The organism is Paenibacillus sp. ICGEB2008 (assembly GCF_000307675.1).
In the GTDB taxonomy this organism is placed as follows: Bacteria; Bacillota; Bacilli; order Paenibacillales; family Paenibacillaceae; genus Paenibacillus; species Paenibacillus polymyxa.
Genome location: NZ_AMQU01000023.1, coordinates 92842 through 105373 on the forward strand (window position 1 = coordinate 92842; position 12532 = coordinate 105373).

Sequence of the window (12532 nt, forward strand, 5' to 3'; positions counted from 1 at the left end):
CTCCCTGACATACGAAGGCTCTTCTGCGTATTTTATTTAATTATTTGGTCTTCAAATTATCCCATGTTCTCTGGAAATCCTCGAACAGCTTCCCAGCATCCGATTTACCTGCCACATAAGCTTGCATCTGACTTCCGAATTCTTGCTGCGCTCCTTCAGGATAACGGCTAAAGAACCAGCCCAGCAGTTTATTTTCCTGACTGTATTTCACCACTTCGGCACCCAGTTGGCCCATATCGGCCTCTTCTCCTTTGATGCTCTTGAACGCTGGAATGAACTTAAATTCCTTGGTGATATACTTTTTCCCTTGCTCGGATGTCACCATCCAATTTAAGAACTCTTTGGCCTCAGCTTTGACAGACGAATTTTTATTAACCACCCAGTTATTGGCGACACCTACAAACAGCTTATCTCCGGCTGTTGCATCTTCACCAATCGGCATAGGCAGAATACCCAGATTCAGTTTCGGATTAATTCCGTCAATTTGGACCTGAGTCCAGTTCCCTTGCTGCATCATGGCAGCCTTGCCAGTGGCAAAGTTCGTTACCTGCGTATTGTAATCAGTCGTGAGCGGCTTCGAATTGCCATACTTGAGCGTCAGATCGAGCAGCTTGATCCACTCGGCGAATACAGCATTGCCCGGAATTTTGGCTGTGCCATCATTCAGTCCCTTGACGAAGCCCGACGGGTCTGGCTGATTAGCAAATGCCACGTTCAGCAAATGATTGCCCAGCACCCAAAACTCCTGGTATCCATTGGAGAAAGGTGTAATCCCTGCGGCTTGCAGCTTTTGCGCAGCAACCTCCAGCTCAGACAGCGTTTTAGGAGGCTCGGTGATTCCAGCCTTTTTGAACAAATCCTTGTTATAAATAAAGCCGTATCCTTCCAGATTCATTGGCTGACCGTACAGCTTGCCATCCTTGGTCATCGGTTCTTTGGCGACATCGACCACATCACCAACCCAAGGTTGGTCGGATAGGTCCTCCAAATATTCCATCCACGTATCCAGCTCACGATATCCGCCGACATTAAAAATATCCGGCTGTTCACCAGAAGCAAACTTGGCCTTCAACGCCGCCCCATAGTCACTACCCCCACCTACGGTCTGAATGTCGAGCTTAATCCCGGGGTGAGTCGCTTCATACTCCCCCTTCATGCGATTTAGTGCTTCTGCAATCTCTACTTTAAACTGAAAAATGTGAATGGTTTTCTCCTTAACTTCCTCATTGCTTGCATTTTGCCCCCCACTGCTGTTACACCCCGCCAAAACCAGAGCAAAAGCTGCAAAAAGCAAAATCAGTGCTTGGGCTTTCTTTTTAAAAGTATGCGTTTTCATATTTATGTTCCTTTCTATTCTAGGTTTCATAGCACCATAATCAACACTCAACCTTTAACCGAACCTGCCATAATCCCTTGTATAATATATTTTTGCATGGCCAGAAAGAACGCGATGACCGGCAAGATACCCAGCACCAGAGCAGGTAATGCCAAATCCCACTGCTTCGTATATTGTCCGAAAAAGGCATAGGTTGCAATCGGAATGGTGCGCAATTCAGCCTTTTGCAGCACGAGAGAAGGCAGTAGATAGTCATTCCAAATCCAGAGTGTATTCAAAATAATAACTGTTACCATCATGGGCAGCATCAACGGATATACAATCCGGAAAAACACCCCGTAAGGCGTGCAACCGTCTACTGTAGCTGCTTCTTCCACCTCGACTGGCACACCTTTGACGAATCCGTGAAAGAGAAAGATGGACATAGGAGCCCCAAATCCCAGATAACAGATTACCAGACCACTAATACTGTTCATTAAATCCAGCGTACTTACAACCTTGACCAAAGGGATCATCACCGATTGAAAAGGAATGACCATCGCGGCCACGAACAGGCTGAACAGCACCCGATTGTAACGTGTTGGATGCCGAACCATTCGATAAGCAGCCATTGAGCTGATCAGTACGAGCAGCAGATTGCTGACCACCGTAACCACGAATGAGTTCCATAACGCTTCAGGAAAACGCGTAATGCTCCAAGCTCTAGCATAGTTGCTCCATACAAATGTTTGTGGCCAGGCCGCAGAATCCGTGAGCAGGTCACCAAAGCTTTTGACCGAATTCACGAACAAAAAGTAAAACGGGACGAGGAATACCAATGCGACGAGGATCATCACCAACTCAGTCGCCCAGGTTCCAACGCGGTAGCGATTGTTTGTTTCCATCTACGATTCCACCTCCCGACTTTTCGTCAGGCGTACCTGAAGGCTCGTAACGAGAGCAACAATGATAAAGAAAATAAGTGCTTTAGCCGTTCCCAACCCATAACGATTATTGACAAACGCTTCATTGTATATATTGAGCGCCACTGACTCTGTTGAACCAAAAGGACCACCCTTCGTCAATGACAGGTTGAGATCGAACATTTTAAACGACCATGATATCGCCAGGAAGAGACATACCGTAATGGCGGGCATGATCAAAGGCAGTATAATCGACCGCAAGATTTGCATCCGGCTCGCTCCGTCAATCTCGGCTGCCTCCAGCATATCCCGGGGCACGTTGGTCAGGGAAGAGATATAAATCACCATTAAATAACCGGCTGTTTGCCAGATAAACACGATCACAATGCCCCAGAAGGCCGTAATCTCATCTCCCAGCCAGGACAGGTTGAAAAAGGATAACCCCGTACTCTCGCCGATCGCTGCAAATCCCTTGACGAAAATAAACTGCCAGATAAAACCGAGCAACAGACCTCCGATCACATTAGGCATGAAAAAAATAGTTCGAAGCACATTTTTTGTTTTTAGCGGCTTGGTTAGAAAATACGCCAGCAGAAAACCAAAGATATTGGCTGCCACCACTCCAATCACCGTAAAACGGACGGTAAACCAGAACGCTGTCCCGAATTTGTCGTCATTTAATAAAATGTGACTGAAATTATCCAGCCCGACCCACTTTGCCTGATTGGCTACCCCATTCCACTCTGTAAAAGAATAGTACATTCCTAGCATGAAAGGGATTACAATAATGATAACGAAAAATAACGTCGATGGCCCTACAAAAATCCATTGCTGGAGCCATTGCGACGACTTGGCGCGATTCAAACCGATCCCCCCTTTGTTCTCTTTGGTGTCTGGAACGCTCCTCTACGGCATCCTTGCAAGCAGTGTGGACGTTGAATCCGTATGGATATGCAATTCACATGTTCATTATGTCGAATTAGCGCTCTGGAGAACACGCAAGATCGTGAACCATTAAGGGGGAAAATATTGACCTCAGGCCTGCCTTGAATTGTGAAAGGAGCTTACCTGCATGAAATTTCATAGCATTCGTTCTCGCCTAATCTGGTTTCTACTCATTGCGGTCACCATTCCGTTGCTGCTTTCAATGACCATGACCTTCATCCTCACCAAGCAATCCTTACGGGAGCAGGCCACCCAAGAAAATGAGCGGCTTATTTTTCAGGGAATTACGAATCTGGATAACTATTTACAGGGATTAAATCGCGCATCGATCGGAGTCTATAATGACCCTCATTTTCTGCGCAACCTGGCTAAAATTCCAGATGATTACCGGGCCGTTGCCGAGATTTACACCACGCTGCAAACGATGATGAATGCTTCCTCAGGTATTGACCAGGTGTACTTGCATTCGTTTGAGGCTGGGCAATCTACGCTGATTACCAGCACGGTTCCTTTACGGGAGTTCCGGCTGGAGCCCTTTACCGGTTCTATCCATTACGGCCCTTCCGGACTGTTCATACAACCCTCGCATATAAAGCATTTGTACGGCTTTTCGGCGGTTTCCTATGCGGAGCACAGCACAGAGCGGCAGGTATTTACACTCCACCGGGCGATTCGGAACATTCCGTCTTCAGAAACGCTTGGGGTACTGGCTATAGACGTTGATCTGGAGGCACTGCGCAGTATTTGCCGTCAATTGTATGATGCAGATACAGAGGAGCTGTTTTTAATTGATCGGAACGGAACGATCATCTATAGTGGAAAAGAATCATCCATTGGAACACACTGGAAGGAATCTGGCCTACTCAAGCGAATTTCTAAAGAAGACGAGCACGGTGTAATTGAAGATGATACAGCACTGCACGTATATGGCAAACTGGATGCCAACCTGTCAGGCTGGACACTCGTCAAGAAAATCCCTCATCGGACGCTTTATATGCGAGCTACCCAACTGACCCAGATCAATGCGGTCATTACAGGCGCCGCATTGCTGCTCGTTATTGTCGCCACGTTATGGATTTCAATAAAAATTACGGAACCGATTAAGCGGCTGACTCGCTACATAAACCAGATTCAGTCTGGTCAACTGGATGTAGACATCCGGGCCATGAGCAACGATGAGATTGGAGTGCTCTCGCGTCGTTTTAGACAGATGATGGATACCATCAACAACCTCATTTTGCGGGAATACAAGCTGGAACTGGCAAACAAGACACACCAATTGAAAGCGCTTCAGGCACAGATTAATCCTCATTTTTTATATAATACGCTACAGTCTATTGGAACACTGGCTCTACAGCATGAGGTGCCGCGAATCTATTCGCTGCTCTCTTCCCTTGCCAAAATGCTCCGCTATAACATGCGGGACCATACGATTGTTACACTCAAGGAAGAGGCTGAGCATGTAAAACAATATCTTGATTTGCAAAAGGAACGCTTCGGTGAGCAATTAGAAGTCACCTATCAATGGGATGATCAAGTTCTGAATGATCGGGTGCCTAAAATGATTCTCCAGCCGTTGGTGGAAAACTACTTTAAACACGGTGCCGATCCCCGGCTGGGACCCGGTAAGATTCGTATTACAGCCTGCCGAATCCGGGAAGGCATTGTGAGGATTGAAGTGGAAAATAACGGCGCGTCGATTCCACCAACCGAGTTGGAGCAGCTCCAGCAAATGCTGAAACGTCCGCTGAAAGCCCATGAAGAATCAGACACTAGCGAGCAGAACTCCATTGGTCTTCGTAATGTTCTATTACGTATCCAACTTCACTCGGAGGATGGTTCTAATACCCTGTGTGTAGACAATATTCTGCCTCATGGCGTTCGTTTCACACTTGAAATTCGCACCGAGCCCCATACAGAAAATCATATTAAGGGAGAGTGATCTGTCAATGAAGGTCCTGATAGTGGATGATGAAAAGCATGTACGTCACGCCATTCGGATGCTTGTACATTGGGAAGCTTACGGTGTAACCGAGGTGATTGAGGCTGAATCGGGGGATCAGGCGATTGAGGTCATTACCGCACTTTCCCCGCCCGTGGTACTCACGGATATGCGAATGCCTGGTAGAGATGGAGTAGCCTTGATGGAGTGGATTCAGGCGAATTCTCCAGCTACCAGAGTCGTGGTGGTCAGTGGCTATGATGATTTTGAGTTGGTTCGGCAGGCCATTCGCCGGGGAGGTATGGACTATATTCTTAAGCCTGTAGATCCGGTAGAGATCAATGAGGCGCTCAGTAAAGCTACTCAAGCTTGGCGGACAGCGGAGCAAGACCGGAACAGGCAGACCATGCAGGCTATGGAGGTCAACCGGATGAGGCCGCACTATGCTGATAAACTCCTGACCGAACTCATTTCCGGTACGGCGCTATCCATCACTCCCTTACGTGAGGAGCTACGTCTTCCCACAGCTATTCAGATCTGTAATGCAGCAGTGATGAGTACCACTCAACTGGATGCCGATATACTGGACAAATATAAAACGCGCCGCGCGCTTCTAGGCTTTTCCCTCATTAACATTTGCAACGAATTTCTGGGTACTTCTCAAACCGGAATTGCATTCCGTCATCTGGAGCGTACGGACGAAATTATTCTGCTGTATTGGGCCGAGCCGGCTCGTTGGCCAGTGCTCTTGCAGGAGATTCACACAGGGATTAGAACGGCGCTGCGCTGCTATATGCACATCGGGGTTGGTTCTTTCGGAACCTTTCCGATGGGGGCAGCCACAGCCTACCAAGAAGCACGGCAAGCGCTCTGGAAACGGGATATGTTGCAGGCCACCGACTGGATACATGAGAGTTCTCCGGCCCGGCAGACCGTTCGTCTTCCCCAGTTGTCTGAAATGGAAGAGGAACTACGGCTTAGTGCGCTCAGCTGTAATGCCAGTCGCGTATCTACAGCGGTAGGCGACTGGGTGGCAGCCGTAGCCGTGCTGCCTTCGGTTACAGCAGAGCAGCTCGCTGGCTGGAATCAAGAGCTGGATTGGATGCTGGCTCGCTGGCTGAATGACAGACCTGGAGATGCCGAAGGCGAGGAGCTGACAGATGAGTCCAACTCCATACCTGCCCTGCCAGTCGACAACCGTGGGGTGCTTTCCCTACCTTTATGGAAAAAACAGATCGAAAATCGATTGCTGGCAGCCGGTCAGGCACTTACGCCAAGCCATAGCCCAAACAACCCGACGATCCGTGATATTGCCCGCTATCTGGATGCTCACTATGACGAGGATATTTCCCTACAGGATATAGCGAGCCGCTTTTACCTCAGCCGGGAATACATTTCTCGTAAATTCAAGCAGGAGTACGGGGTTAATCTGTCCGATTATTTGTGCCAGATCCGGATGAGCAAGGCAAAGCTGTTACTGCTGAATGACAAGCTGCGCCTTCACCATATTGCCGGTATGGTCGGATATCAGGATGAGAAATACTTTGGCAAGGTGTTCAAAAAACTTGAGGGAGTTACGCCTGGCGAATTCAGAAGGCGTCATTCTGCAAATCCTCAGCCGTTATCGCATATAACACATGATCTTCCCACACACCATTAATCTTCAAATAGTTGAGAGCCAGCCCCTCGCGGCGAAATCCCGCCTTTTCCATCACTCGATGGGAAGGCGAATTTCTTGGCATGACTCCAGCTTGAATACGGTGTAATTCCAACTCATTCAGGGCGTAGCGGACAATATCCTGCACTGCGGAGGTAGCATAGCCTTGTCCATGATATGCAGGATCTACGAAGTAGCCCAGATTGGCATTTTGGAAGGGACCTCTAGCGACACCAGACAGCTCCATTCTGCCGATCAGCTTATCATTTTTCGGTAAAAAAAGTCCAAACGTATATCCCTGTCCGGCTTGTGCAGCTTCCAAGCCGTTGGAAATCAGACGCACCTGTTCTTCCAGGGTAAAGTAATGTTCAGGTCGTTCTGGCTCGAATGGTTTGAAAAACTCAAAATGTTGGCGTCTAATTTCTAATAAACGTTCTGCATCCTTTACTTGTAAAAGCCGAATCTGTAGACCTGGATGGGTGGACTTCATCGAAATCACACCATTCGTTTCATGGGACATTATCATTACCTTCTCTCTGTGTTATTCCTACGTAATTGTAATTCACAGTCACGAGACAAGAAAATACCCCAGGCGCATAAAAGCAGCCTAGGGTATTATTATTTAAAATTTAGTCCGTAACAGGCATCCAGCCAGGAATAGTCGTCAGCGCACCCCACAAGTAGTCAGGAATGACCAGCTCCTGCTGGGCTTGCTTGGACAATGTCGTGCGAATGGTATCCTCTGTACCGTTCTGCACTTTCTGAACCCATTGCGGCTCCATCAGCAACGGACGTCCCAGTGAAACAAGCGGTACACCTGTCTCCAGTGCTGCAAGCGCCTCGTCTGGTGTATTCAGGGAACCCACTCCCATGACTGGTACACGGTTCCCAACCTTCTCATGAATCAGAACCGTACGTGAACGTTCGTCACTACGGTCGCGGAACGAACCGCCGAAGAAATGATTTACGGAAATGTGCAGGTAATCCAGCCCTTCATCCGCCAGACGGTCTACAAGCACCATCGTATCATCCAGCGTGATGCCTGGCGTGTGTCCTTCCTCAGGAGACAAGCGGTATCCGAAGATAAATGGACGCTTCGCATGCTCTGTGATTACTTTCTTCACTTCGTGAACAATTGCCAGCGGAAAGGTCAAGCGTTTCTCAAGACTTCCTCCCCATTCATCGGTACGAATGTTGGAATGCGGAGAGAAGAATTGCTGCACCAGGTAACCGTTCGCTCCGTGAAGCTCTACACCATCATAGCCTGCTTCAATCGCGCGGCGAGTTGCTTCGCCATAGGCGCGGATGACGCGGTGGATATCGTCAGATGTCATTTCACGCGGCACAGGTGCGCCTTCTTTTTCCTCAGCTACTGCGCTTGCACTGATCGGTTGTCCGTCTGGAATCTGATCCGGTGGGCACAGGCGGCCACCATGATAAATTTGCAGAATCGCTTTCGCGCCCTCCTGATGAATCGTATCCGCCAGACGACGCAGGCTAGGAATCATTTCATCCTTGTCCGCACCAAACTCATTAACAAATCCTTTGCCATCTGGAGTTACATACACACAAGCGGTAATAACCGCGCCCACACCACCGGAGCGTTCACGGTAGTATGCCAGTTCCTGGTCACTGACTTCGCCATTTTCGTGGGAAGCAAAGTTAGTCATAGGAGCCATCGTAATGCGGTTCTTCAATGTAACACCGGATGGCAGGGTATAAGCTTCAAATAAAGGATTATATTTCGGGTTCATTCGTTCTCTCTCCTTCAGTTTAAGTCAGATCAGATCATATAGGGCTATTGAGCATGAAACGAATACGAATTCAATGTCATTTTCCTTCCATGACGAAGCCTCTTTGCTGTTGCTTACTTAAATACAGTGGTTATAATAACCACAGTATAATGATCCGCCCCTATAAAGTCAAATCCAACCTTTTTGACCTCCCTTAAACTGTCCGAAAAGTCCGAAATTTAGCCACTTTACATCAGCTATTGACAGTCGCTTATTTGCTTCCGGCTATGCTATCTTTCTCCTCCCGGCGTGAAAACCAGGTCGCGAGCAACGAGCCGGAAATATTATGCCACACGCTAAAAATCGCACTCGGTACAGCAGCAATCGGATTAAAATGAGCCGCTGCCAGCGCAGCGCCCAGCCCGGAATTCTGCATTCCTGTTTCCAGCGTAACGGCTTTACGCTTGGAAAGATCCATGCCGAATAGCTTGGCAAACCAATATCCGAGCAGAAAGCCGATACCGTTATGCAAAATAACCACAGCAAAAATAATCGGACCTGTCTCCAAAATCTTGCCTCTGCTGCCTGCAACCACAATAGCCACGATAAGTACAATCGCCATGGTTGAAATGAGCGGCAGCGCCTTGACACTGGCTTCCGCTTGTCTGCGGAATAGCGATTTGACGATTACACCCAGCACAATAGGGACAATAACCACGATGAGAATATCCATGATCAGCGACTTCGCATCAATATTCATCCAGCGTCCGGCAAGCAGACTAATCATCGCTGGGGTTGCCAGTGGAGCAACCAGCGTCGACACTGAAGCGATCGATACGCCAAGCGCCACGTCTCCTTTGGATAAGAGCGTCATTACGTTGGATGCAGTTCCACTTGGACAACAGCCGACCAAAATGACACCCACCGCAATATCCGGTCAATACTAATGCCAATACAAAGGCGAGAAACGGCATGATCAGATAGTGCCCTACCACTCCTATAGCCACATCCACTGGACGCCGGAACACTTCACGAAAGTCGGCCGCAGATAAAGTCAGCCCCATCCCGAACATGACAATGCCCAGAAATAACTGTATGTATCCTTTCAACCCTGTAAACGCCGTAGGAAAGAAAAATCCCAAACATGCAAATAAAAGCACCCAGATGGAAAAGGTCCCACCTACAAATTTTCCCACTTTCTCTAATCCTCTCATTCTACTGATCCCCTTACTTCTGTATAAGCTGATTTAAGAAAATGCACATCGGAAGCATCTTCTGGCTGCATAGTTGGCACGCCATGTGAACTCTTCCTTCAGCTTATATAGTGCTTAAAATTTTTACCATTGTACTACATATGAATGCATATACATACAACTTTTTATGATTTTATTGGGATCAAGAAACTTTTCCCCGTTCGGACATATTTGAAAGCAAAGTGGGTATATTCATAGTAGAAGATAGTGACCAGTCGGTCATTTTGAACATCATTTGTTGAGGAGGAGTTATTCCTATGTCACGAAGCCATCCGTATAAATGGTGGAATATTATTGCATTCATCGCTGTCGTTCTCGTTAATATTTTGGCTTCTACACTTCCTATTGGCGGAAGAAGCACCGCTGCTGTATCCAACATGTATCCTACCTTAATTACGCCAGCAGGTTACGCTTTTTCCATCTGGTCGGTCATCTACGTGCTACTCGCCTGTTTTGCCGTGTACCAAGCTACATCAACAGGGCAAGCCAAGACAAGCGTTCAATCTATTGGTATTTTCTTTATTTTGAGCTGTCTCTTCAACATCATCTGGATTTTCCTATGGCAGTATGTATACGTAGAACTGTGCGTGATCGTCATTATTTTATACTTGCTCTCCCTATTCATCGTATATACACGTACTCGTACACCGCAGCCAACTCGCGGAGAAATGTGGTTCGTCAAGCTTCCTTTCAGTCTGAATCTCGGTTGGGTATCTGTCGCTACCATCATCAACATTGCAGTAGCATTGGAAAAGAATGAATGGAGTGGCTGGGGTCTCAGCGATACGATATGGGCGATCATCATCCTGTTTATTGGCACCGTATTGGCCATCTTGGTCAGCTTTCCTTATCGTGACAGCATCTACCCACTTGTATTTGTATGGGCCTATGTCGCCATCGCCATCGAGCATCCACACAATGAAAATGTACGGCTGGCTGCATGGATCTTGTCGGCAATCATCCTGGTGTACGCGCTATGGCTATTCTTTGCCCGTAATCGAGACCGGGATTAAAGGAAACGAATATCATCTCCTAGCAATAAGCACAAGCGAGCATGGGTCTGAATCATTTTAGCCCAAGCTCGCTTGCTTTGTTTTTTCTAAAATATGATCAGGCATAGACTTTAATCAAATCTAAAAGCTTGCTTGTCGATTGATCCGTATTAATTTTCTCCATATTGTGAATGTAATCCAACCTTTTTTCATACAAACGAAGAATCATATCAACAAAGCGTTCAGATTCCAGCTCTTCTTCTTCTAAAAATTCACACAATCCTTGTGCTTTAAATGATTTTGCATTTAGAATCTGATCCCCCCTGCTGACTGCTTTTGAAAGAGGTATCAACAGCATAGGCTTACGCAACGTCAAGAATTCAAAAATGGAATTTGAACCTGCCCTGGAAACAACCATATCTGCCATCGCCATTACATCCGCCAGTTCATCGTTTATGTATTCAAATTGCTGATAACCATTCGTACGAATAGAATCATTCACTTGGTTCTTACCACAAATATGCACGATTTGAAATTGAGCGAGCAAAGCCTCTAAATTCAGCCAAACCAGCTCATTGATCTTCTTGGAGCCTAAACTCCCACCCATGATGAGCATAATGGGCTTATTTCGAGTAAAACCGCAGTAGGCTAACCCTTTGGCCGCCTTCCCCTCTTTTAACTCATCTCTCACAACAGCACCAATATATCGGGTATTCTTTGAGCGAAAATATTCAGCTGTTTCAGGAAAAGTAGTACAAATTTCGGTAGCAAACATGCTGGAAATCTTATTCGCTAATCCAGGGGTAAGATCGGATTCGTGGATGATGACGGGGACTCTGTTCAACCACCCAGCCAATACCACAGGAACGGAAACAAACCCGCCTTTTGAAAAAATAATATTCGGTTTTTCTTTATAATCCGGTATGCTTGAGAAATTCCCTTAAGCACTTTAAAAGGGTCCTTAACATTATTCCAGTCAAAATATCTGCGTAATTTCCCGGTTGCGACACTAAAATAACACACGTCTTCTAATCCAGAGATCAGTTTTCTTTCAATCCCTTGTTCAGAGCCTATGTATTGGACACTCCGAACAACACGCATTACATTCAAAACAACCGGATGCCACTATAGTAGTGACACCCGGTTCCATGCAAACTATTTATTATATGAACGAACCCTGGTAACTTATTCGCCCTTCAATGCAATGACTTCAATCTCCACCAGTGCGTCCTTAGGCAGACGAGCTACCTCCACCGCACTCCGTGCTGGGTATGGTTGCTCGAAGAAGGAACTGTACACCTCATTGACACTGACAAAATCGTTCATGTCCTTCAGGAATACAGTCGCTTTCACAACCTGGTTCATGTTGCTGCCGGCCGCTTCCAAAATGGCTTGTACATTGCTCAAGGACAGACGAGCCTGCTCCTGTACATCCTTGCCGAACTCACCTGTTGCCGGATTCAGTCCAAGCTGTCCTGAGGTGTAAATAAACCCGCCTGCCTCTACGGCTTGGCTATAAGGTCCGATCGCACCAGGCGCTTTTTCAGTAGCAATTGTTTTTTTCATATGGGTTGGATTCTCCTTCCTGATACTGGTTCACCGTATTATAGCATGTGAAGTCCAAAGCCACTATTCCGCGCGACGGTTTGACACGTTAGGTTTCTCTAAAGATACCTTACTGCGATGGTGCTATATTTTTTTATTTCCGCTGTAACCTTTAGCGCCCATGTATCATCTAATTCTTGTAACCTGCTACACACTAGATTGTACAA

The 12532-nt window shown here is 47.0% G+C and carries 9 protein-coding genes and 2 pseudogenes; 3 read left to right on the forward strand and 8 right to left on the reverse strand.

The features are described 5' to 3' along the window. Nucleotides 1-40 precede the first annotated feature (40 nt). The 3 genes from C400_RS0120390 to C400_RS0120400 are packed head-to-tail and all read right to left on the reverse strand — an operon-like array spanning nucleotide 41 to nucleotide 3102. Complete coding sequence (locus tag C400_RS0120390) at nucleotides 41-1336, reverse strand: ABC transporter substrate-binding protein (protein ID WP_017428031.1); 1296 nt, start codon at nucleotides 1334-1336, stop codon at nucleotides 41-43. A 47-nt stretch (nucleotides 1337-1383) separates the two neighbouring features. Next, nucleotides 1384-2220 (reverse strand): carbohydrate ABC transporter permease, encoded by an 837-nt coding sequence (locus tag C400_RS0120395; protein WP_016819492.1) that lies wholly within the window; start codon nucleotides 2218-2220, stop codon nucleotides 1384-1386. Continuing rightward, a complete protein-coding gene (locus tag C400_RS0120400) occupies nucleotides 2221-3102 on the reverse strand; it encodes a carbohydrate ABC transporter permease (protein ID WP_016819491.1) in 882 nt (293 codons plus the stop codon). A 208-nt stretch (nucleotides 3103-3310) separates the two neighbouring features. Between C400_RS0120400 and C400_RS0120405 the strand changes: the two genes are divergently transcribed. Further along, nucleotides 3311-5125 (forward strand): sensor histidine kinase, encoded by a 1815-nt coding sequence (locus C400_RS0120405; protein ID WP_017428032.1) that lies wholly within the window; start codon nucleotides 3311-3313, stop codon nucleotides 5123-5125. 7 nt (nucleotides 5126-5132) lie between these two features. Further along, nucleotides 5133-6785 carry a response regulator gene (locus C400_RS0120410; protein ID WP_017428033.1) on the forward strand — a complete coding sequence of 551 codons (1653 nt, stop codon included), beginning with the start codon at nucleotides 5133-5135 and terminating at the stop codon, nucleotides 6783-6785. Here C400_RS0120410 and C400_RS0120415 read toward each other — a convergent pair. The 3 genes and pseudogenes from C400_RS0120415 to C400_RS0120425 all read right to left on the reverse strand — a co-directional run bounded on the left by C400_RS0120415 (nucleotide 6715) and on the right by C400_RS0120425 (nucleotide 9729). Continuing rightward, nucleotides 6715-7302, reverse strand: a complete 588-nt coding sequence (locus C400_RS0120415) for a GNAT family N-acetyltransferase (RefSeq protein WP_016819488.1) — start codon at nucleotides 7300-7302, stop codon at nucleotides 6715-6717. The genes C400_RS0120410 and C400_RS0120415 overlap by 71 nt on opposite strands. 109 nt (nucleotides 7303-7411) lie before the next feature. Then, nucleotides 7412-8536, reverse strand: coding sequence for an NADH-dependent flavin oxidoreductase (locus C400_RS0120420; RefSeq protein WP_016819487.1), 1125 nt, complete (start codon nucleotides 8534-8536; stop codon nucleotides 7412-7414). Nucleotides 8537-8786: 250 nt separating this feature from the next. After that, nucleotides 8787-9729, reverse strand: a pseudogene (locus C400_RS0120425) (bile acid:sodium symporter family protein). A gap of 296 nt (nucleotides 9730-10025) precedes the next feature. Here C400_RS0120425 and C400_RS0120430 point away from each other — a divergent pair. After that, nucleotides 10026-10781 carry a tryptophan-rich sensory protein gene (locus tag C400_RS0120430; RefSeq protein WP_016819486.1) on the forward strand — a complete coding sequence of 252 codons (756 nt, stop codon included), beginning with the start codon at nucleotides 10026-10028 and terminating at the stop codon, nucleotides 10779-10781. Between the two features lie 97 nt (nucleotides 10782-10878). Here C400_RS0120430 and C400_RS0120435 read toward each other — a convergent pair. Further along, nucleotides 10879-11861 (reverse strand): annotated as a pseudogene (locus C400_RS0120435) (undecaprenyldiphospho-muramoylpentapeptide beta-N-acetylglucosaminyltransferase). Between the two features lie 84 nt (nucleotides 11862-11945). Further along, entirely contained in the window at nucleotides 11946-12326 is a 381-nt protein-coding gene (locus tag C400_RS0120440) for a RidA family protein (protein WP_013308546.1), read from the reverse strand. Nucleotides 12327-12532 lie beyond the last annotated feature (206 nt).

Excerpts from the sequence above, each read along its gene's own strand:
- C400_RS0120390 (WP_017428031.1), bottom strand. The coding sequence starts at position 1,336 with ATGAAAACGCATACTTTTAAAAAGAAAGCCCAAGCACTGATTTTGCTT.
- C400_RS0120395 (WP_016819492.1), bottom strand. The coding sequence starts at position 2,220 with ATGGAAACAAACAATCGCTACCGCGTTGGAACCTGGGCGACTGAGTTG.
- C400_RS0120405 (WP_017428032.1), top strand. The coding sequence starts at position 3,311 with ATGAAATTTCATAGCATTCGTTCTCGCCTAATCTGGTTTCTACTCATT.
- C400_RS0120410 (WP_017428033.1), top strand. The coding sequence starts at position 5,133 with ATGAAGGTCCTGATAGTGGATGATGAAAAGCATGTACGTCACGCCATT.
- C400_RS0120415 (WP_016819488.1), bottom strand. The coding sequence starts at position 7,302 with ATGTCCCATGAAACGAATGGTGTGATTTCGATGAAGTCCACCCATCCA.
- C400_RS0120420 (WP_016819487.1), bottom strand. The coding sequence starts at position 8,536 with ATGAACCCGAAATATAATCCTTTATTTGAAGCTTATACCCTGCCATCC.
- C400_RS0120430 (WP_016819486.1), top strand. The coding sequence starts at position 10,026 with ATGTCACGAAGCCATCCGTATAAATGGTGGAATATTATTGCATTCATC.
- C400_RS0120440 (WP_013308546.1), bottom strand. The coding sequence starts at position 12,326 with ATGAAAAAAACAATTGCTACTGAAAAAGCGCCTGGTGCGATCGGACCT.